Source organism: Lactobacillus kefiranofaciens (genome assembly GCF_014656585.1).
Taxonomy (GTDB): Bacteria; Bacillota; Bacilli; order Lactobacillales; family Lactobacillaceae; genus Lactobacillus; species Lactobacillus kefiranofaciens.
The window spans coordinates 136,347-156,542 of record NZ_CP061341.1 but is presented as its reverse complement, the minus strand read 5'-3'; the positions used below and the strand labels follow the sequence as shown (position 1 = coordinate 156,542).

General features: G+C 38.0%; 18 protein-coding genes. 3 read left to right on the top strand and 15 right to left on the bottom strand.

Features of this window, described 5'->3' with window-relative positions:
* Positions 1–76 precede the first annotated feature (76 nt).
* Positions 77–3,097, top strand: a complete 3,021-nt coding sequence (locus tag ICI50_RS00765) for a TIM-barrel domain-containing protein (protein WP_188891767.1) — start codon at positions 77–79, stop codon at positions 3,095–3,097.
* Between the two features lie 41 nt (positions 3,098–3,138).
* Here ICI50_RS00765 and ICI50_RS00760 read toward each other — a convergent pair whose 3' ends face one another.
* From ICI50_RS00760 to ICI50_RS00735, 6 genes are all read right to left on the bottom strand, one after another.
* On the bottom strand, positions 3,139–4,422 hold the full coding sequence (locus ICI50_RS00760; protein ID WP_188891766.1) for an ATP-binding protein: 1,284 nt from the start codon (positions 4,420–4,422) through the stop codon (positions 3,139–3,141).
* Positions 4,423–4,588: 166 nt separating this feature from the next.
* A complete protein-coding gene (locus tag ICI50_RS00755) occupies positions 4,589–5,410 on the bottom strand; it encodes an alpha/beta hydrolase (protein WP_013855145.1) in 822 nt (273 codons plus the stop codon).
* The gene (locus ICI50_RS00750; RefSeq protein ID WP_013855144.1) at positions 5,382–6,167 is read right to left on the bottom strand and encodes a YibE/F family protein; all 786 of its coding nucleotides are present in this window, start codon (positions 6,165–6,167) and stop codon (positions 5,382–5,384) included. The genes ICI50_RS00755 and ICI50_RS00750 overlap by 29 nt, the downstream gene beginning before the upstream one ends.
* Positions 6,164–7,297: a YibE/F family protein gene (locus ICI50_RS00745; RefSeq protein ID WP_013855143.1), complete on the bottom strand. Its 1,134-nt coding sequence runs from the start codon at positions 7,295–7,297 to the stop codon at positions 6,164–6,166. Before ICI50_RS00745 ends, ICI50_RS00750 begins: the two co-directional genes overlap by 4 nt.
* A 95-nt stretch (positions 7,298–7,392) precedes the next feature.
* The gene (locus ICI50_RS00740) at positions 7,393–8,130 is read right to left on the bottom strand and encodes a MerR family transcriptional regulator (RefSeq protein WP_054640346.1); all 738 of its coding nucleotides are present in this window, start codon (positions 8,128–8,130) and stop codon (positions 7,393–7,395) included.
* A 27-nt stretch (positions 8,131–8,157) separates the two neighbouring features.
* On the bottom strand, positions 8,158–9,240 hold the full coding sequence (locus ICI50_RS00735; RefSeq protein WP_188891764.1) for a D-alanine--D-alanine ligase family protein: 1,083 nt from the start codon (positions 9,238–9,240) through the stop codon (positions 8,158–8,160).
* Between the two features lie 151 nt (positions 9,241–9,391).
* Between ICI50_RS00735 and ICI50_RS00730 the strand changes: the two genes are divergently transcribed.
* Positions 9,392–10,612 carry a CAP domain-containing protein gene (locus ICI50_RS00730; RefSeq protein WP_188891763.1) on the top strand — a complete coding sequence of 407 codons (1,221 nt, stop codon included), beginning with the start codon at positions 9,392–9,394 and terminating at the stop codon, positions 10,610–10,612.
* Positions 10,613–10,645: 33 nt separating this feature from the next.
* Here the strand turns inward: ICI50_RS00730 and ICI50_RS00725 are convergent, their stop codons facing one another.
* The 6 genes from ICI50_RS00725 to ICI50_RS00700 all read right to left on the bottom strand — a co-directional run bounded on the left by ICI50_RS00725 (position 10,646) and on the right by ICI50_RS00700 (position 17,569).
* Positions 10,646–11,383, bottom strand: coding sequence for an amino acid ABC transporter ATP-binding protein (locus ICI50_RS00725; protein ID WP_013855139.1), 738 nt, complete (start codon positions 11,381–11,383; stop codon positions 10,646–10,648).
* Positions 11,376–12,863: an ABC transporter substrate-binding protein/permease gene (locus tag ICI50_RS00720; protein WP_056940800.1), complete on the bottom strand. Its 1,488-nt coding sequence runs from the start codon at positions 12,861–12,863 to the stop codon at positions 11,376–11,378. The genes ICI50_RS00725 and ICI50_RS00720 overlap by 8 nt, the downstream gene beginning before the upstream one ends.
* A 128-nt stretch (positions 12,864–12,991) precedes the next feature.
* A complete protein-coding gene (locus tag ICI50_RS00715; RefSeq protein WP_013855137.1) occupies positions 12,992–13,816 on the bottom strand; it encodes a hypothetical protein in 825 nt (274 codons plus the stop codon).
* A 12-nt stretch (positions 13,817–13,828) separates the two neighbouring features.
* Positions 13,829–14,512 carry a TetR/AcrR family transcriptional regulator gene (locus ICI50_RS00710; protein WP_013855136.1) on the bottom strand — a complete coding sequence of 228 codons (684 nt, stop codon included), beginning with the start codon at positions 14,510–14,512 and terminating at the stop codon, positions 13,829–13,831.
* Positions 14,513–14,659: 147 nt separating this feature from the next.
* Positions 14,660–15,646 (bottom strand): ribose-phosphate diphosphokinase, encoded by a 987-nt coding sequence (locus ICI50_RS00705; RefSeq protein ID WP_013855135.1) that lies wholly within the window; start codon positions 15,644–15,646, stop codon positions 14,660–14,662.
* A gap of 594 nt (positions 15,647–16,240) precedes the next feature.
* Positions 16,241–17,569 (bottom strand): RNA-guided endonuclease InsQ/TnpB family protein, encoded by a 1,329-nt coding sequence (locus ICI50_RS00700; protein ID WP_056940799.1) that lies wholly within the window; start codon positions 17,567–17,569, stop codon positions 16,241–16,243.
* A gap of 99 nt (positions 17,570–17,668) precedes the next feature.
* Here ICI50_RS00700 and tnpA point away from each other — a divergent pair, with 99 nt between their 5' ends.
* Entirely contained in the window at positions 17,669–18,133 is a 465-nt protein-coding gene (tnpA, locus tag ICI50_RS00695) for an IS200/IS605 family transposase (protein WP_056940798.1), read from the top strand.
* Positions 18,134–18,168: 35 nt separating this feature from the next.
* On the opposite strand, the gene ICI50_RS00690 is transcribed toward tnpA, so the two are convergent.
* The 3 genes from ICI50_RS00690 to ICI50_RS00680 form a co-directional block, all read right to left on the bottom strand.
* A complete protein-coding gene (locus tag ICI50_RS00690; protein ID WP_013855133.1) occupies positions 18,169–18,588 on the bottom strand; it encodes a hypothetical protein in 420 nt (139 codons plus the stop codon).
* Position 18,589: 1 nt separating this feature from the next.
* Complete coding sequence (locus ICI50_RS00685; protein WP_013855132.1) at positions 18,590–19,228, bottom strand: NAD(P)H-binding protein; 639 nt, start codon at positions 19,226–19,228, stop codon at positions 18,590–18,592.
* 251 nt (positions 19,229–19,479) lie between these two features.
* On the bottom strand, positions 19,480–19,977 hold the full coding sequence (locus tag ICI50_RS00680) for a CPBP family intramembrane glutamic endopeptidase (RefSeq protein ID WP_013855131.1): 498 nt from the start codon (positions 19,975–19,977) through the stop codon (positions 19,480–19,482).
* Positions 19,978–20,196: the final 219 nt, after the last annotated feature.

Genomic DNA, 20,196 nt, shown 5'->3' with positions numbered 1-20,196 from the left:
TTATTACATTTGCACAAAAACTTTTTCTTTTTTTCGTTATAATAAAGGTAACAAATTAATTTAGGAAGAAAGCAATATGACACAAAATACGCAAACAGAAAGACACCAATTAGGCCAACTTATCGGTGCTAATAAATGTGATCATTATTATGAGCTTCATTACTCCACCGGGGAGATCGCTCGTCTCTATATCTTAGCTGAAGGAATATTCCGTTATTTTCTTGATCCGACTAAGAAGTTTGACGAGAATCATTCTTCTTTCGTTGACCTATCGCAATTTAATAATAGTTATTTCGAAAAATCCAAGCCTAAAGCAACTAGCGATTCTTTAATCATCAGTTCAGGCAATTATCAGCTTATTTTCCAACAAAAACCTGCTGTGATGAATATCTTTGATGAAACTCTGCATCGCAGCCGAGTAATGCAATCAAGCCCGCTAGAATTAGGTGGCGGACAAACTACTGAAATCTTGAAACAGCACACCAATGAATTTTACTTTGGCGGTGGGATGCAGAATGGCTATTTCAGTCATAAAGGTCAAATTATTAATATTAAGCGTGACCATATTACTGGTAAAGGTGGCGTCCTTACCCAAATACCATTTTTCTGGGCTAATTCCGGTTTTGGTGAATTAAGAAATACCGAAGCTAGTGGCACTTATGATTTTGGCAAGACTAGTCAAGAAGCAACTATTTTAAGACATGATACTGCTATTTTCGATACCTTTTACTTATTAGGCAACTCACCTAAAGATATTTTGACTAAATACTTTGCACTGACTGGTAAACCACTAATGCCGCCTAAGTATGCATTAGGCTTAGGCCATATTGGCAACTTTTTAACCACGATGTGGCAGCCTGGCGAAGCTAAAGAACGCAATGCTACTATGTTTGAAGATGGCAACTACTATACTCGTACCACTAATCCTGAGCATTCTAACGGCAAGGCTTCACTTAACGGCGAAGAAGAATTTCAATTCTCTGCACGAGCAATGGTAGACCGTTATGAAAAGCAGCACTTCAAATTAAGCTGGATGATTCCTAATTATCAAGTCCAAGATATTGACGCGGAGGCAATGACTAGCTTCAGCGATTATGCAGCTAGTCACGGCGTGAACGCTGGTTTATGGAGCGAACATGAAACGCCTAAAGCCACGCCTGACACTACTTTTATTCAAACTAATACTAGTGATCCCAAAATTTTAAAAGATGACGCGCTAATCTTGCGCGATAATTTGAAACGCAAGCGGCCACTGATTTTTTCTAATACAGGAATCGCTGGCAGTCAGTATCGAACCATGCTAGCCTTCGGTAATATTGGTGGCAATTGGGAGAACATCCCTACTCAAGTAGCAGGCTTTTTAGGTGCGAGCTTATCAGGGCAGCCATTAGTTGGTAGTGCCGTTGACGGAACCGCCGGAGGTGGCAACGCGCAGATTAGCATTCGTGATTTTGAGTGGAAGGCATTTACGCCAATTTTATTTAACCTAGACGACCAAGGCGATTTTAGCAAAACGCCATTTGCTTATAACAGCAAGATGACCAAGATTAACCTCGCTTACTTAAAATTGCGTGAGCAGCTGCAGACTTATCTATACACCTTAATCTATCGTGCTCAAGTTGGTGAGCCAATCATGCGGCCGCTATTCTTAGAATTTCCACATGAGCAGATCAACTACACGCCACAAGTTGGACATGAATTTATGTTGGGACCTAACTTATTAATTTCTCCAATCGTTAATGGTCGTGAAGATGGCAATGGCAATTCGAGAAAGGACAATCTCTATCTGCCAAATCATCGGACAATGTGGGTCGACTTGTTCAATGGGCAAAAATACTTAGGGGGCCGCGTTTATAACAAACAGTCTTATCCATCTTGGCACTTACCGGTCTTCGTACGTGGTGGGTCAATCTTTGACTTAGGCGATCGGAATTATGTTCTCTACCCACAAGGCAGAAGCAAGATGGTCACCTACGATGACAACGGCTATAATGATTATTCGAGAAATCATGTAGCAACGCAAATCAGCAGTGATCTAGAAGCCAGCAAGTTAACCATTACTATCGATCCAACTCAAGGCGACTTCAGCACTTTCCAAACAGAAAATACGACCAACCTCAATATCATGTGTGATGGTTATCCTGACGGCATTACTGTTAAAGTCAACGATCACGAAATCAATATGCAAGAATATGGTACAGTTGATACCTTTGCTCATGCTAAGGAAGGATTCTTCTTTAATACCAATTACAGCTGGATACCAGAGTTTGATCAATACCAAGAAAAGAAACAAACGGCTTTGCAGATTAAATTGGCTAAGCGTGATATCACGGATTCTAAGATTGAAATTACGATCCGCAACTTTAGATATGGCAATGAGACTTTAGTCCACGCCATTACAGATTCGCTATTGCGTTCACCTAAGCAGCCAACAGTTGATCCTGATAAGATTAGCTCACATTCACTGACAGTAGTTTGGCCACAATTAACTGATCAAGTTCAAATTGAAGTCAATGGTATTCTGCATGATGGAATTGACGGCAACTCCTTCACTTTCCACGAATTAGTGCCAAACACGCGCTACACTCTACGTCTACGCTACGTTGCTAAAAACAAAGTTTCTGAATGGTCCGACCCGTTCGGTGCTATTACTAAACCAGATCCGATGACTTACGCGATTGACGATATTCAAGCTACTAGCAGTTTAATCAGCCAAAAAGATCATCCAATCGAATATTTGACTGACCTAAAGCTAACTAGCGAATGGGAAACGATTAATGGCGTTAGCGAAGACAAGCCATTAGTACTTAACTTCAAGTTCAATCAATTAGAGCACCTAAGTCGAATGGTATGGGTGCCAAGAAAAATTGATCATCAAGGCGATCCAGTCGAAGTTAGCGTTGAGACTTCAACTGATGGTACTAACTTCAAGCCATACGGCGAACGACTTGCTTGGAAGTCAGACAGCAAGAATAAAGTTGTCGGCTTGAGAGATGTCGAAGCTAAGGCAATTAAACTGAAAGTCTATAAATCATCTGGTCCGTTTGTCGCTGCTAAGGAAGTTATCTTCTTTAGAGAAAAGAAAAATAATGACTAAATGAAAAAAGCTCTCTCAATTGAGGGCTTTTTTGAGTGCGATTAATAATTGTGTTTTTCTGCAGCTAGCAAAAATTTATATAGTGGCTTTACTTGTATTTGGATTTCATTAGCTTCAATAGTTTCTTCTTGGTTCCAGGTAATTATCTCAAAATGATCAATTTTCTTATCTTTTTGAGCTAAGGTCGTCAATGCCGCAATTTCTCTTTCTTTTGAGAAATCGTCTAACTCCCATGCTACTTGAACGGCTGTCTTAACAGAGGGCAAATAGAAATCTAAATCAATTTTATTTTTTGCAGAGTGAAGATAATACATATCCTCTTTGTATTTATTATATAAGGTAATTGCCACCATATTTTCCAATAAGACGGGATCCTTTTGAAATAAAAACAGGTTTAAGATTCCATTATCCAAAAAATAAAATTTAGGGGTAGATTCTCGTTCAGCAAACTTGCTAGCATAATTTTTTATATCAAATAATAAATATGCTTCTTTAGCATAATTAATATATTTAATCGCTATTTGCGTACTAATAGGATTTTGGGTCTGTTTAACACTAGTAGCTAAACGACTATAACTAACCTCATGCATCACAGTCTCTGCGATCTTCGAGATTAAAAGTCTTAAGGATTCAACATTTCTAACACTATTCCTAGTTACAATATCTCCCAAGAAAATATTTTGATAGATATTAGTCAAATAATTACGCGGTACAATCTGGTTTAAGCTATCTGGCAAGCCACCATTTTCTAAATAAGACTGACAGCCTTGCACTATTTTAGCTCGCATCTGCGTTGTCAGCATTGCTTCTTCATCGTGTTGGATATTTTTAGCAGTCAGATATTCAGTAAAGTTATAGGGCGTAACATACTTCATCATGTATCGCCCACCTAATCTACTTATGATTTCTGAGCTCATCATCTTGGAATTGCTACCAGTAATGTAAACTCGTTCACCTTGATCGGCTAATCTTCTTGCAAAACGTTCCCAGCCATCAATATTTTGAATTTCATCAAAAAAGAAATATGGTTGTTTATCCATCATTTCACTGGCCGCAGCGACTATTGTATCCAAATCGCTTAACTTCATTTCGTTTAAGCGTTCATCTTCAAAATTAACATAAATAATTTGATTCCAATCTGCACCTTTTTCAACCAAATCACGAGCTAATTTATGCATAATTGTCGTTTTACCAGCTCGCCGCATCCCTACTAACACATAATTGTCATTGGGTTCAAAGAAATAATCTCGTGGGATAATCTTTTGCTTTTTAATAATCCTTCTTTGTAGGTAAATTACACTTTTAATTAAATCTGTATTTATCATTTTTGCCACCTTATTAACTATACTTAACAGATTACCATGTTTTCGTTAAGTATAGTTAATGAAAAGTAGTGTTTTTGTTAACTATACTTAATAAATTAGCAAAAAAGATCTCTATTCTTCCCAATCGAAAAATAGAGATCTTATTTCTTTTACTGTATTTGTGAGCCTATTCGCCCCACTCGCTCTTCAGCCATTCCATCGCTAAATTAAACCAATGAGCGACATGTGGATTTTCCTGCCACTCGCATCCCTTGGTTTGCACATTATGTCTAGCCAAAGAGAAACCGTGATAGCCATGATTAAACAAGTGAACCTCAGTTTTCACCTTATTTTTATTCAATGCTGTAATATATTCGATCGAATTATCAATCAAAACAACCGGATCATCCCATGCTTGAAAAACAAATGTGTCCGGTGTTTCACGTGTAACACCAACCGCACTATCTAATAAATCTGCCTCTTCCGGCATCTTATCCTTTTCATCATCCGGAATTGGAAAACCAATTTTAGCAATATTGATCAATGGATAACCTAAAATCGTTTTATTCGGCATAACTTCTTCTTTAGTAAAGCCATATTTATTTTGATAATCACCATTCAGCGCCATATTATTAGCTACACTAACCACATGACCGCCTGCCGAAAAACCGATCGTTAAAACCTTATCAACATCCAAATGATATTCCGCCGCATGCTCTCTAAAGTACTTGATAGTGGTTAAAACATCTAACCCTGCATCAGGATAAATCTTGCCTGGATCGCTAACTAAATTGTAATCGACTATCACACTGTTAAAGCCTTGATTATTAAAAGCCAAAGCAACTGGTTCGCCTTCTCTTTTAGGCAAATGATCGAAGCTGCCACCAGGGACAACAACTGCCAAAGGTCGCTTTTGCTCTACTAGTTCTGGATTCGGTTCCAGCATATAAGTATGTACTTGATATTCACGATTATTAAAATTAGTCAGCGTTAGATTTTTTGTTTCCATATTTTAACCTCTTCTTGCTCATCCCTCTAGACAACATAAATGATGACAGCGGTACTGTTAATATAACTCCAATTAAAGAATACATGATAATCAAGGCTTCGTTAACAAAAAGCTTCTCATTAAGAACTTCACCAATTGTGTAATGCAAACGGAAATACCATAAGAATAATGATAGGAAGCTACCAAACATCCCAAATAAAATAGTGTTCATGGCGGTCCCCAAGACGTCGTTGCCGATCTTAGTACCACTACCCATCAAGTCTTCTTCGCTGATATCCGGATTGTGCTTCTTAATTTCTAACAGACCTGAGCTCATCGCTACCGCGGCTTCCGCAATCGCACCTAGCGTTGAGAAAATCGCAACAGTAACAGCGATCATTGGATAACTCAATCCTGGCATCTGTGATAAACCAACCAGAATTTCTCCTGCTTCTGGCCCCAAACCGGCAGCTTGCGCCAAATATTGGCAACCTAGAATAAATAAACTAGTAATCAAGCACACCAAGAAGGCAGAATAGAATGAGTTTTTAGCAACTGTATAATCATGCGTGCCTAAGAAAATGATAGTTACTAATTTTAGTGGAATAAAAATCAAGGTCAAAATTGCAATGTTCAAGCCCCATGAGATCAACATTGCTACTAAAATTAGCAACAGGGTGTTAATAATTACACTAAAGAAACTACGGATTCCCGTCTCACCGCCAACGATCGTCATCAAGATCGCCAAGATAATAATTAAAGCAGTTAAGGTACTCATTTATTCTCACCCTCTTTCTTAAACAAGCTCTTCCAATCTCTATCTTTAATAAAGAGCAGACTGCATCCCGTAGCAAAGATTACAGTTAAGACAATCCCAATTGCGGAAATTACGCTCTGTGTAGCTCCTAGCGACAAGGTGAAGCCAAAGGTTGACCCCAGGGTGTTGTTATCCCGCAAATATAGAATTGTTTCAGGCAAAGCTCCAGCGATGAAAATTAGAACCAAAACGTTGATCAGCGGCCCCATGATTTCTTGGCCCATGGTTCGACCACTCTTAATTAGCTGCTTCATCGTAATGTCTTTCTTAGTTTGGATTAATTCGTACAAACTAGAAATAATATCGGTAGCTTCATCCATGACCGCACCTAAGATTCCGATTAAGGTTTGCGCCAAAAATAATCCTCTTGGGTCTTGGGTTGCATAATCACCCGTCTCATATTTCATCTCAGATTCACCGGTTAATTTCATGATCACGTAACACAGTGCAAATGAGACAAACACACCCAATAAGGTGGCTAGCCAAGTAGCCAGCATCTTTTTATTAAGGCCCTGCACGATTAGCAAGCTAAAGAATGAGAAAATAATATTGGCCAGACTAAATAGCAAAATAATATGTGACCCATTCAAGTGCACATCCCAGATAATAATCAAGTAAAAGATCAACCAACTGAGGGCCATCGAACTTACTAGTAAAATTGCATGCTTACCTGAAATGGCGACCATCAATGCAATCGTAATCGTCACAACCAGGACTAAGACCCAGTCACGCTTTGGATTTACGATCGCTGGATCGCCTTCTTTAATATTGACGAAAATCCGCTGATGCGCGCGATATTTCTGTGTCGTAAGCTGGGAAGGGTAATAGATATTTTTCGTCGTAAAAGTTTTACCCTTGTGTTTACCCGATAAAACCTTCAAATGCAGGATCTGCTTACGCGTTTGATCCTGGTTCTTATAAACGTCTTCGTTTTTCTCGACGAGCGTATCTTTAATGTTGGCATCGGTGATAATTGCCACGTCATCTTTTTGATAAATATCCGTCGCAAAATATGCCAAAATCGTGAAGATTGCTCCGATAAGCGCGACGATCAGTGCCGCCGTATAGCGCTTCTTCCATTTAAACTTCATTTTTCACAACTTCCTATTATGTATCGTTATAGTATTTACTCTAAAACAAAAGGCAACCTAATGTTAGGTTGTCTTCCAATTCTTAAGGTTTTTGTTTAAAACTTAAAGATTCTTTGCCACCAGTGTTCCTTCTGTTCTGGCAGTTGCATATCTTCCAAAGTTCGGTGAACATTAGCAGTAGCACGCTTTTTGGCATTTTCCTTCGCTTTAGAAATAATTTCATCATGCATTTCTGCTTGGCTTTTATGCATGTCCTCTTTTACTTCTTCACGCTTTTCTTCAGGATCCTTAGGCTTTTTATCATCAGGCACAATTCCTGAAATATCAGGCAAAGCTTCTATCTTGTCGGTATTATCCTTAGGAGCTGCCAATTGCTTTTGTGCTTTGATCAAATCTTCATTTTGCTTTTGAATGACATTAAGCTGCTTTTGCAAGGAACTAATCGCCTCATTCTGATTAGAAATTGTCTTTTGCAGAGTATTCAGCAATTTAACCACCTGCTGAGTATCCATCACATCTTGCGGCGTATACTCAGTTTTTGTTTTAGCTACTGGAGTTTCATCTTTTTCACTAACTGCATAAATTTGACGAGCAGCTTCTTGTAAAGTTAAGCCACTATTTTTAGATAAGCGGTGAAAAGCCTTTAGATCGTCAATATCTTTTTGATGATATAAACGCGCCTTTTGCTTAGTACGGGCAAAATAATCTGCTTTACCCGTCACCCTTTCCACGATTAAGGAATATTTTCTTAATGTAGCTACACTAATCCCTAATTCTTTAGCAGCTGCCTTAGGAGCAGCCAGTTCTTCAAAATCATGCTTGTTAGTCGTCATTAAAATCTACCTCGATAATTTTTGGCATTAATCATGCTTATGAAGCAAAGTCTTCTTATGGTCAAAGCGTTCCATTCCTGCTTCAATCAAGCGGGTAATCAAATCGCTGTACTTAATACCAGCTTCTTCAAACAACTTAGGATACATACTAATGTTGGTAAAGCCAGGTAAAGCATTAACCTCAGTCAAGACCACCTTGCCACCTGGGGTAAGCATAGAATCGATTCTAGCCATGCCGCTGCATTCAGTTACCTCGTAAACCTTACGAGCGTTAGTTCTAACAGTGTCAATAATTTCTTGTGGCAAATCAGCTGGAATTTGCAATTTAGAAGTTGAGTTGTCAGCGTACTTATTTTCATAAGTGTAGAATGAGCCTTTGGCATTGGTGATTTGACCTACGCCTGCTACAATTGGCTTGTCGTTGCCGAGAACCGCGGTTTCTACTTCAGTACCTGGTACGGTTTCTTCAACTAAAACCTTGTCGTCATACTTGAATGCTTCTTTTAAAGCTGCTGCATATTCATCAGCACTAGTGACATGGTTTACACCAACTGAAGAACCCTGGTTGGATGGCTTAACGAACATATCGCGACCCAGTTTTTCAGCAACTTTCTCGTAATTAAGTTTATCATTATTCTTGTCGTTATATTCAAAGCGTTTAATTGAAATCCAATCAGCAACTGGAACACCGACTCTTTGAGCCAGAATTTTGGTGAATTCCTTATCCATGGTTACGGCCGCAGCTAAGACATCATCACCGACAAATGGCTTATTCATCAACCGGAATAAACCTTGCAAAACGCCATCTTCACCTAAGTTGCCGTGCACGATTGGGAAGAAGACATCAATCTCTGGTAAGTTCGTCAATTCAATTAAGTTAGAAATATTATTAACCTTATGTGGGTTTTTAACTTGGTAAGCAGGATCTTCTAAAACCTTGAAGCTTTCCTTTTCATCAGCGAAGTAGCCCTCATTGGTAATCCAAATTGGGTGCACATCGAACTTATCCTTATCGATTGCCTTATAAATGTTACGACCCGAAACGATTGATACTTCATATTCTGATGAATTGCCACCAAAAATTAATCCAACTTGTGTTTTTTTAGTCATTGTTTTTTACCTCTTTTAAATGTTCCAAACTTTTATTATACACAAAGAATACCAGAAAAACTTAAAATAGTAGAATATTTTTTACTAAAGCCTTTTCACAATGGTTTATAATTAATTAAATAGACTAAGAAACCCTAGAAGGGAGTTTAAAATGCTTCTACGGAAATTTTCAATCACTGCTGCCGCATTTCTTTTATTAATGCCTTTGATAGGACAGAATGCTCAAGCAGCTAATTTTAGTACGCAAGAAGTCAATGAGATCCATCAATTTCAAAAAAAATACGCTAATCTCAGTCATAAACGTTACACAGAAGCTAATATTTATGCTAAAAAGCCGCATTTAAAAAAGAAATTCAAGGCCGGAGTATTAAAACCTGCCTACATTCGGACGCAAGTTGATTATATTAATTATTATCGTTCTTTATTTGGTTTAACCAGTGTCAATACAACTAAGACTTCTAACGTTAATGCGCAAAAAACAGCAGCTGTAATGGCCGCGATTAACGCCAATCCATTTGTTAATCAGCATGGCTTGCCTAATGAAGTAAAACCATCTTTTATTTCTAAGTCAACTTGGAAATTGGCTAAATACACAACGGAGACTTCTAACCTAAACTTTAACGTCTCTCATCAGTCAGCTGGCGATGTAATCACCGACCTAGTAACAGATCATTATAATTTAACTGGTTCAGACACTGGTCACCGCGCCTGGTTGCTCTCTAGCAGATTATCAACCACTGGTATCGGAGCTGCATATGGCAAGAATGGTTACCGTTACTCTGTCCAAAAAGTTTTGAACGGTAATGACATGTTCCGCGCCGCCAGTCAGCCAATTGTTGCTTATCCGAGCGTACGACTTTTCCCCGAAGAAATAGCTAAAGGAAAAAATGTCTTATGGTCTCTTTATTTATCCGATCAGAGCTATAACTCAATTCCGGTTATTACAATTAAAGACCTAGATACTGGCATTACTACTAACGGCACGCGAGTTAAAAATTACAGTTCAAGTGGCTATGGCCATTTTAAAACGATTATTACCTACTCACCAGGCAATACCAACATTGTTGCTGGTCATGAATACGAGATCAATATTAAGGGCGTTTATAAATATCGCTTCAAGGTTTTCAAACAAGACGGTACTACCGACACAACCCAATATATTAAGCTCCAGACCAATACTAATGCTTCTATGAGCAGTCAGACGGCAGTTCAATCACCATTCGTGTTACAAAATAAGCTCTTGCAGGCAACTATCGCCTCGGAAACAATTATTATCCCCAACGAGACAAACGATTTACTGCATACACTAACTAAGAAGGGTTGGAATCAAAATTATTTTCACAAAACCGTGCGAATTAAGAAAAAAATCTAACGAAAAAAGCCAAGCAAACACTTGGCTTTTATTTTATAAAACTTTTGATAAAAAGTCCTTTGCTCTAGGACTAGTTGGATGTTCAAAGACTTCTTCCGGCGTGCCTTTTTCTTGTAAGTAGCCATCTGCCATGAACCAAATTTCATCAGCTACTTCTCGTGCAAAACCCATTTCATGAGTAACAATGACCATTGTCATTCCGGAATCTGCTAGATCCTGCATCGTTTTCAGAACTTCACCGACCATTTCCGGGTCTAAAGCACTAGTCGGTTCATCAAAAAGCATAACTTCTGGATCCATGGCTAAAGCACGAGCAATCGCTACCCGTTGCTGCTGTCCACCAGACAAGCTGGCCGGAAACTGTTGCGCACGATCAGCTAACCCTACTTTTTCAAGCAAAGCCAAGCCCTTTTGCTCGGCTTCCTGATCACTAATTCCTTTAACCTTCATAGGTGCTAACTTAATATTTTCAATGACGTTCATATTAGGAAAAAGGTTGAAGCTTTGAAACACCATGCCCATTTTCTCACGTAATTGATCCAGTTCTTTGCCGTCCTTTAGACTAGCTAGATCCGTACCATCGAACATTATCTTTCCAGCAGTAGGATGCTCCAATACGTTGAGGCAACGCAAAAATGTACTCTTGCCTGATCCTGATGGACCAATGATACAAATTACTTGGCCCTTTTCTACTGAAGCTGAAATATCTTTTAGGACTTCATTTTCGCCAAAAGTCTTTTTTAAATGTTGAATATCAAGCATATTAGTCATTATGTTTCATCCGTCTTTCCAAGTAATTAAGCAATCTAGTTAAAGTAAAGGTCATAATGAAGTAAATAATCATGGCAATGAATAATGGCAATACGCCACGATAAGTTGATGTCTGAATCAATTCGGTTTGGTACATCAATTCAGTTACCCCAATTACTGAGACCAATGAACTATCCTTTAATAAAGTAATAAATTCATTGTCCAAAGCTGGCCAGATATTCTTTAAAGCCTGGGGAATAATAACATAACGGTAAGCCTTTGCCTGACTTAATCCTAATGATCTTGCGGCCTCAGTTTGTCCTTTAGCCACAGATGCAATCCCGGAACGAATATCTTCAGCCACATAGGCACCGGAATTGAGCCCAATCGCAATAATTCCGGCTACCAAAGCTGATAAATTAGAAATTAAAACACCAACCCCGAAGTAGACGAATAAAATTTGTACCATTTGCGGCGTACCACGAATAAACTCAATGTAGCAAACTGCAATCCAATGCAAAAGCTTGTTATTGGACAAACGCATTAGTGCTAAGAGCATTCCTAATATAATACCGATCAAAACCGAAAAGACGGTAATGACAATAGTATAACCGACGCCTTTAACAAAATATGGCGCATATTTGGCCATCGTGTTAGTCTTTTGAGCCGTCTTCATATATTTAGCAGCTTCTGGTAAATACTTTTTGTTAATCAGATTTTGCTTTTCAACCCGGTTAACGGTTTTATTCACTGCCTTAACTAAATCAGGTTGTCCCTTAGCGATGGCAACAGCGTTACCTGCTTGTGCTTCACGCAAATCGCTTCTAACTGCCATTAAACTATTATCGTTTTGCGCATAAGCCTTCACTGTCAGTTCTTCCATAACCACGCCAGACATCTTGCCAGACTTTAAGGCTAAAACTAGGTTGTTGATCTTGCCTAAGCCCTTAACTTTGGACTTCTTCATTTGGGATTGGATCAATTGGTATTGAATACTACCAGTTTGAGCACCAACTGTCTGTCCAGCAAAATCCTTGCCTTTTTTATATTTGGTTTGATCACGCTTATTAATTAAGAAGTATTCGCCACTTGGCTTATAGTAAATTCTAGAGAAATCTACGCTCTTTTTTCTTTCAGGATTAGGCGTCATCGCAGAGATAACCATATCAACTTTTCCCGTTTCAAGAGCGACTAAAAGCGAGTCAAAGCTCATGTTTTTAATAACTAGCTTAGCATGCAGGTCTTTGGCAATATCCTTAGCCAATTCAATATCTACTCCGACATACTTGGTCTTGCCATTAACACTAGTAGTAAATTCAAGTGGAGGATAATCGGCTGATGTCCCCACCACTAACTCTTTCGATTGCTTAATCTTTTTCATCACTGTGCCGTCTGCTACTTTCTTAGTAGAAGCGGCCTTAACTGGTTGATTAAACAAAAAAAGAGTTGAAATTAGTGTCATAAAAGCAAGAAATAGATTGATAATCTTTGCTTTTTTCATAAAGTTCGCCTAACTCTTTCGTTAAATGTGTCTAAATTTTTATTAATTATTTTTTAATTATAAAGAATGAATTCAATTTATGCAAGCTATAAAAATAGTGAGTAAAGAATTTCTCTACTCACTTTTTCTTATTTAGCTGATGTAGCTTGCCATGGAATCGCACAAATTATATAGATAATTACACCAGCAATTACATATTCTAAGAAGACGCTGCTGCTAATTTCTAGCAAAAAGCCAAATTCAACATTATCTACGTCGAAAATCACTGGAACCAGGGCCAATAATCCAGAAATTAAAATTAGCCAAAAGCCAGCCCACATCCCCGCTGCTGCAATATCGTGAATCAGCAGACGCAAGTTTGTTTTGGAACGCATGTCATTAATCAATGAGAACAACGAAATAATCGTTACGATGACAATAATAATATTCACCATCAGCAACAAACCAGCAATATTGGCACCTAATGTAACCACATTTAAGTTAAAAGCTTTAATAATTGCATATGGTGCGCTACTGCCTTGCTTTTTCAATTTGCGATTGATAATCTGCGCGCCCGTTGACGAGCCCTTATCAATACCTTGATCAATGTCATTTAAAATCTGCTGAGCCAAACTTAAATTGCTAACTTTAAACCAGTGAATCCCCAGCGCATAATCAATCATTCGGTCGGCAATCGGTTCCGTTTGCGCTTCTGCCAGCAGATTAGCATTATCCTCGCTGCGCGCATTAACCAGATCGGCTAAATTATCAAAATTTTTATTCACTTGACGGACGATTACGGCTCGATTGTAACTTGTTCGAATCTGTCCCTTCATAAAATGCGGATTCAAAAAAGTGGCTGTAATCAAACTCAAGGCTGCTGTCAAAAAGATCACAAATGCCAGTATCCGTTTATACTGAGCATTCTGTTCGGATCCCATTCGGCGCAAATCGGCTCTTCTGCCTTCCACCATGACGATTCCCCTTTAGCTGAAAATTTCTTTTCCTTCATCGAACATCGTATCAATTGCACGGTGAACGACTTCCATATCAGCTGATTCGATAATTTCATGTCCTTCCTTCAAAGCTTGATCGATCTCATCTGAAGAACAATGCAAGAAACTAAACATCAGTGCACTTGTGGCATAATCCGCCAAGGCTTCTGCTGATAAATGATGCTTCTTACGATCGTGGTACAAACGACCAATACCACTTGTAACAAAGGCAATCCCAATTTCCAACTCATTTTCGTCAATATCAATGCCATCAAACAAATGATTTTCTTTAATCCAATCATTAAGCATTATATCCCAATTATCTAGAGTTGCATTGCTGACAAAGGCTTCAGAAATAATTCGATCTAGCCCTTCATCATGCATCCCCAAAATCGCAATCGTGTAAATAAATGCCTTCGTTCTAGCATAAGGGACATTGCTGTTAGCCATGTCATAATTATTGACTTGTTGACCTAAAGTATTAAAAAGATTACGGATAATGTCATTAGTCAATTTGGCTTTATGCGGATAGTATGATTGTAGAAGCGACTTTGAAATGCCTGATTTTTCCGCAATCATTTGCAAAGAAACATTATCCATTCCATTCTCTCTAATCAGATGAAAAGTATTGCCCAGAATAACTCTTCGTCTCTTCATGTTTTTCCGTCGTGCCATTGTTATTCCTCTAACTTTCTTTGTCTTTCTATACAATACATGTCAATTATATCAATCATTGCTATTTATACATAGTTTTATGATTCATTAACAAAAAATAATCCTCAATTTAATGAGGATTATCATATATCAACTGTTAGATAGATTTTACTTTAAACGATTTTGTTCGTCAAAGATTTGGTGAATTGAACGATCATTGTAAACGTAATCGATCCCGCGAGCCAAAAGTTGATCAACAGAAATACGAACCATTCTGTCTGGGTAACGGTTATGCTTAATAGTATCAGTTACCACAATTTGTTCAATTGGCAATTCATTCAATACTTCAGTTGCATTCTTAGAAAGAAGTGCATGAGTTGCAGCAACGTAAACCTTTTTAGCACCTGCTGCCATCACTGACTTAGTTGAAGATGAAATACGTGAACCAGTATCAATTAAATCATCAACAATGATACACTTCTTATCCTTAACATCCCCGATCATATCATGAACTTCTGTATCATAGCGTGCCCCTCTTTGGTCAACAATAGCAATTGTAGCATTGAAGTATTGACCAAAGTTACGAGCAAGCTTGGCACCTGAGTGGTCAGGTGAAACAACTACGATATCATCGTCTTCCTTAGTAGCAATACCATTATCTAAGAAGTATTGACCTAAAAGTGGGATTGCGTGCAAGTGATCTACAGGAATGTTGTAGAAGCCTTGAATTTGTGAAGCATGCAAGTCAACTGTAATTAAACGATCCATGCCAGTTAATTGAAGTAAGTTAGCAACTAGCTTAGCAGTGATTGGTTCACGTGAACCAGTCTTAGTGTCTGAACGTGAATATGCTAAGTATGGCACAACCACATTAATAGCATGAGCAGAAGCACGGTGAAGTGCATCTAAAACGATTTCTAGTTCCATGAAGTTTTCGTTAACTGGATCTTGAATAGATTGAATAACGAAAACATCGCAACCTCTGACACTTTCACCAATATTAACTTGAATTTCGCCATCGCTGAAGTGATGGACTGCAGTTTCAATTAATGGTTGGTGCAAAATTGAAGCAATTTTTTCATTTAATGCTGGGTTACCGCCTAACCCAATTACCTTCATTGGATGTAATAACTTATGAAGCTCTTCTTTATCCATAGCTACCTCTCTTGAGTAAAAATCATATACAAATTCATTATATACGAAAAAACACCTCTTATAAATAAAAGAGATGCTTCTTTATTCAAGAAATTCTATTTTGATTGTTGATATTTGGTTCCACGTCCATTACCAACTTTGACAACATAACCTAGTTGAATTAGTTCATCAAGTAACTTTAGAACTTTGTTTTTACTAAAAACAGTCTGTTTACTAATATTAGAGCTTGATAATGATCCAGTCTGTAGCACTGTATAGATTTCACTAGCATCTGGTGAAACACCCTGAAGTTCTTTTTTAATTACCGGTAAAACAATCTTGATTGAATTTTCAAAAATTAAAAACTGGGGCTGAATTTTACTTTCAGCATACGCTGCACGAATTCTTTGAATTCCTGTACCAAATTGTTCAAGTCAACTACCCCAGAATAAATTCTGGGGCTTGGTGGCTCGTTAGCTTGCGCTAACCAGAACACCAACTTGCTTAGATACGGGCTGGGCTTATCACTAATATTCTTATGACTATTAGTGATAGAGGTCGCCTAATTACCAAAGCCTTTTTAGTCCACGAGTTGCTAACGGACTTCCAACCTTTTTAAGTGGCTTGTTTTTTAGGATTCTGCCAACTGCCTAATCCTTTTTGAAGGATGTTTACCGCCGCATTCCAATCACGAATATGGTAAGTATGACAAATTGGACATGTCCATTCACGGTCTTTTAGTTTTAATTTCTTATAGCCATTATGTCCCATGATTGTGCCACAAGCATGACAGCGTTGAGTCGTGTACTTAGGGTCAATAGTAATGAACTCTTTACCGTATAGCCTGCCTTTATAGGCAAGCATGTTAAGAAACTTGCGCCAGCCAACATCAGAGATCGCTTGGGACAAGGCATGATTCTTTAACAGGTTCTTGCTTCTTAGCTCCTCGGCAACTACTAAATCGTGGTTTTTGATTAATGCAGTTGAGAGGACCTGCAAGAAGTCTTCACGCTGTCTGCGAATCCTGTCGTGCAGTTTAGCGACTATTAGGCGCTGCTTTTGATAGTTCTTTGCCGTCCGCAAATTGCGCCTTGCTTTCTTAGCACGTCTTTGTCTGCGAGAGAGTACTCGTTGGGCGTGGGCGAGCTTCTTTTCAGCTTGGCGGTAGAAGTGCGGATTAGCGACCATGGCACCATTAGAATTGGTCAAGAAGTTGTCTAAATTAAGATCAATGCCGATTTGATTCTGTGTTTTGGGCAGCTCTTTAACAAAAGCTAAATCGCTGCCTGACTGCATTGACAAATAGAATTGATCTTCAGCGGTCTTTTTAATCGTCACTGTTCCGATTCTAGTTGGAATGTGCTTAAACAAACGCTCTTTAATTAGCTTTCTCAAGCCAGCAATGCGGACAACACCCAGCTTAGGCAATTTAACGTGCTTAGCGTCAATAAATTTAGCTGTCCCGTTGTCCAAATAAGCTTCTTCCTGCTTAATGTATTGGCAGTTGGTTTGATAAGTCCAATCGCTGCGTTTCTTGTGGAAAGTCGGGATTCCATGCCCGATTTTGCGATAATTATTCCAAGCCTTATGATAGTTCTGAATGGCATTGGCCAGCGCCAGACTGTCAATTTCTTTGATGCGTAAGAAACTATAAGCATCTCGAATATTCTTAGGCTTAGCCAATAGCTCATTATTAGCGACTACTGTTTCTGCCAGCTTTGTTTCATAGCGATTGAGAATAGAAAAAGCAAACGGCATTGTCTTGCTTTGTTTTACGAGAAAATAGCGTTTGGCATGATAGCTGCTCCGATTGCGTCCTACATAAGAATTATAAACAAAACGCTGAGCATCGTAGTTCAGCTTGATTAGCTTCTTTTGCTTAGAGCTAGGATAAAAGCGCAGCTTAATGCCAAAGTGGTAGGCTAAACTACTCATCCTTTTCATATTTTTCACCTCCTCATATCTTTGCAGTTTGATTATAGTCTATGTATGATTTATAATCAATAACAAATAATGATTCACATAATAAAAGAGGAAAAGACTATGAATAAAAAAAGGGACAAAATAAAAGACGCAGGCTATGAAAAGCACTACGTCTATAATGCACACTATCATCTAATTTGGTGTACTAAATACCGCAATCAAATCTTTACTAACCCAGACCTTGCACAAGAAATGCGAGAGCTGCTCAAACAAACAGCTAAAGATAATCAAATCAAAATTGAAAAAATGGAAGTAATGCCTGAACATATTCATTTGCTTATTAGCTTTAGACCATCAAAATCAGGCTCAAGCGTAGTCAAAGCACTCAAGGGAAGAAGCGGCTTTTTATTCTTCAAGAATCATCCTGAAATTAAGCAAAATAAAATGTGGGATGGGCATTTATGGTCACCCAGCTATTACTTTGGCAGCGTAGGAAATATGTCTAAAGAAGTAGTAGAAAAGTACATCAACGATCAAATCTACAATGCCGTTAAAGACGACAAGCCCTATCCATCCCCGCATTAAAATACGAGGATTTCCGGGCGATTTTCATTAAAACCTTATCTTAATCTATTCGTCTTCACTAGATACAGCAAAACCAAACCGCCGATCATGGCTAATTCCGGTACCACGAGATAAGCTAGCCCCTTATGTGGTAACAAGTACAACAAACAAATTGCAGCCACTAATAACGAGACTGCCATATCTGTCCACTCGATCATGTGATATTCTCTTGTAATCCAGCTAATCACCAACATGATAATTCCTAAAACAATTAAAATAATAGCAACAAAAATTATCATCGATGAAGCCGTAAAATCGTGCCAAACAGGAATTGTCCCTAGTAAAAAAATGATGCCAAAGATAATAGCAGTTAGCCCGGCATTAAAGAGGCTGAACTTTTCTCTTCTACCTTCAAAGGCAACAAAAATCGCTGCTAATGCTATTCCCCAGTTAATTACTAAAATCGTTAAATGCATTTTAATACCAGCTTGGCTTGTCTCCTTCAGTACCTGGCTTGCCTAAACCAATTGATTCGCCAACATCTTCCTTAGGATTCTTGATCAAATAGTAAACGTAGGCAGCAACAGACTTGCGTGATACCTCAGTATCCTTGATTGGTTCACCCTTCTTAGACTTTTCGTAGTCAACTTCATCCTTATTGTCCATCCAAGTTGGACGAATAATTGTGTAGTCTAAGCCAGATTCTTCAATTCTCTTAGCTGCTTTAGCATATTCAGTAATGTAGTCGCCTAAAGTTTCCTTATTCCATTCACCAAACTTGCCAGGAACTTCGTTATAAATGCCTAAAGTTGAAATCCAAATCAATCGCTTAACATGGGTATTTTTCATTGCTTCAATAGTTGCTTCGGCTTCCAAGTCAATATCATCTTTACCGCCCAAGTTGGCATAAACGATGTCTTGCCCCTTCATTGCTTTTTCAAGCTGAGCGGCATCGGTTGCACTGCCTTCAAAAATTGTAGCTTGATTTTTCTTATCTTCCATGCGTTTAGCATTGCGTAAGAATAATGAAGTTTGAACGTCTTTATCAGCAAATAAAAATCTATCTGCAATTTGGGCCACTTGACCGTGAGCACCAAGTACTACAACTTTAACCATAATTTCCTCCCTTTAATTATTGTAAAAAGTCCCCGATTAAATCTAATAGTTTACACTTATATATTTTACCACTTACCGCCTGTCTACATTAACGTACCCATACATGATAACCTAGAAGAAATCCACAAAAAAACGATCAAATAATTATAATGTTCTTACTCTAGGCGTCAATACCTTCTTTAAATTATTTTTAATTCTATTTTTTCTGTCCCCCCGTCAACATATATATAATCACAGGTAGTGCGACTAAATTAGTAACCAGCACTACCATCGTAGACATATAGAAAGCTCTCCATTCCTAGAGCATCTGAAGTCATTGCAAATATTATAAAATCCCATGTTGTATGTATTATCATAGCTAGCCATGATTTTCCTGTATATAAGTAGACAATCGCTAACAAGCAACCAAAGCTAAATACATCAATTACTTGAAATGTTGTATTCATGAAGCTCTCTTGTTCTGACAGAATATTAACATAATGATTTAAACTAAAAATTAAAGAACTTAGCAAAATAATCAATTCTACTCGCATTTTTTTGCTCTTAAATGCTAAGCCTAAAACTACTATGAAAGCATATCTCTCAAATACTTCGAGTATTCCTCCATTAATTGACGTAAGATAAACTAATGCAGAATTAGAATAAAAAAATAATGATCGTGCTGGATTTAAAACACTCAAATTCCAAACTGCTCCTTTTAAGTCTGGTGCAATTTGAATAAATGAAGCAAAAAAATCATACCAAATCAAAAAAAGCAACTAAGAAAGCAGACATAATAAATGATTTTGTTGTCCATTTCTGTTTTAAACTTACTCTTTTTTTAGTCCCCATGCCTTCAATAGCCAGTAGAGAAATACAATAAATGAGGCTGCAAAAACAAGACTACTTTTTTCAATAGAACTTATCAATATACTATTTTTATCTATAGGATAATTAATTAAGAAGCAAATAATTATATATTACTACAC

Coding starts and splice junctions, on each gene's coding strand:
- ICI50_RS00720 (WP_056940800.1), bottom strand. CDS start 12,863: ATGAAAAAAGCAAAGATTATCAATCTATTTCTTGCTTTTATGACACTA.
- ICI50_RS00690 (WP_013855133.1), bottom strand. CDS start 18,588: ATGCATTTAACGATTTTAGTAATTAACTGGGGAATAGCATTAGCAGCG.
- ICI50_RS00760 (WP_188891766.1), bottom strand. CDS start 4,422: ATGATAAATACAGATTTAATTAAAAGTGTAATTTACCTACAAAGAAGG.
- ICI50_RS00750 (WP_013855144.1), bottom strand. CDS start 6,167: ATGAGTACCTTAACTGCTTTAATTATTATCTTGGCGATCTTGATGACG.
- ICI50_RS00765 (WP_188891767.1), top strand. CDS start 77: ATGACACAAAATACGCAAACAGAAAGACACCAATTAGGCCAACTTATC.
- ICI50_RS00730 (WP_188891763.1), top strand. CDS start 9,392: ATGCTTCTACGGAAATTTTCAATCACTGCTGCCGCATTTCTTTTATTA.
- ICI50_RS00685 (WP_013855132.1), bottom strand. CDS start 19,228: ATGGTTAAAGTTGTAGTACTTGGTGCTCACGGTCAAGTGGCCCAAATT.
- ICI50_RS00745 (WP_013855143.1), bottom strand. CDS start 7,297: ATGAAGTTTAAATGGAAGAAGCGCTATACGGCGGCACTGATCGTCGCG.
- tnpA (WP_056940798.1), top strand. CDS start 17,669: ATGAATAAAAAAAGGGACAAAATAAAAGACGCAGGCTATGAAAAGCAC.
- ICI50_RS00715 (WP_013855137.1), bottom strand. CDS start 13,816: ATGGTGGAAGGCAGAAGAGCCGATTTGCGCCGAATGGGATCCGAACAG.
- ICI50_RS00700 (WP_056940799.1), bottom strand. CDS start 17,569: ATGAAAAGGATGAGTAGTTTAGCCTACCACTTTGGCATTAAGCTGCGC.
- ICI50_RS00755 (WP_013855145.1), bottom strand. CDS start 5,410: ATGGAAACAAAAAATCTAACGCTGACTAATTTTAATAATCGTGAATAT.
- ICI50_RS00725 (WP_013855139.1), bottom strand. CDS start 11,383: ATGACTAATATGCTTGATATTCAACATTTAAAAAAGACTTTTGGCGAA.
- ICI50_RS00710 (WP_013855136.1), bottom strand. CDS start 14,512: ATGGCACGACGGAAAAACATGAAGAGACGAAGAGTTATTCTGGGCAAT.
- ICI50_RS00735 (WP_188891764.1), bottom strand. CDS start 9,240: ATGACTAAAAAAACACAAGTTGGATTAATTTTTGGTGGCAATTCATCA.
- ICI50_RS00705 (WP_013855135.1), bottom strand. CDS start 15,646: ATGGATAAAGAAGAGCTTCATAAGTTATTACATCCAATGAAGGTAATT.
- ICI50_RS00740 (WP_054640346.1), bottom strand. CDS start 8,130: ATGACGACTAACAAGCATGATTTTGAAGAACTGGCTGCTCCTAAGGCA.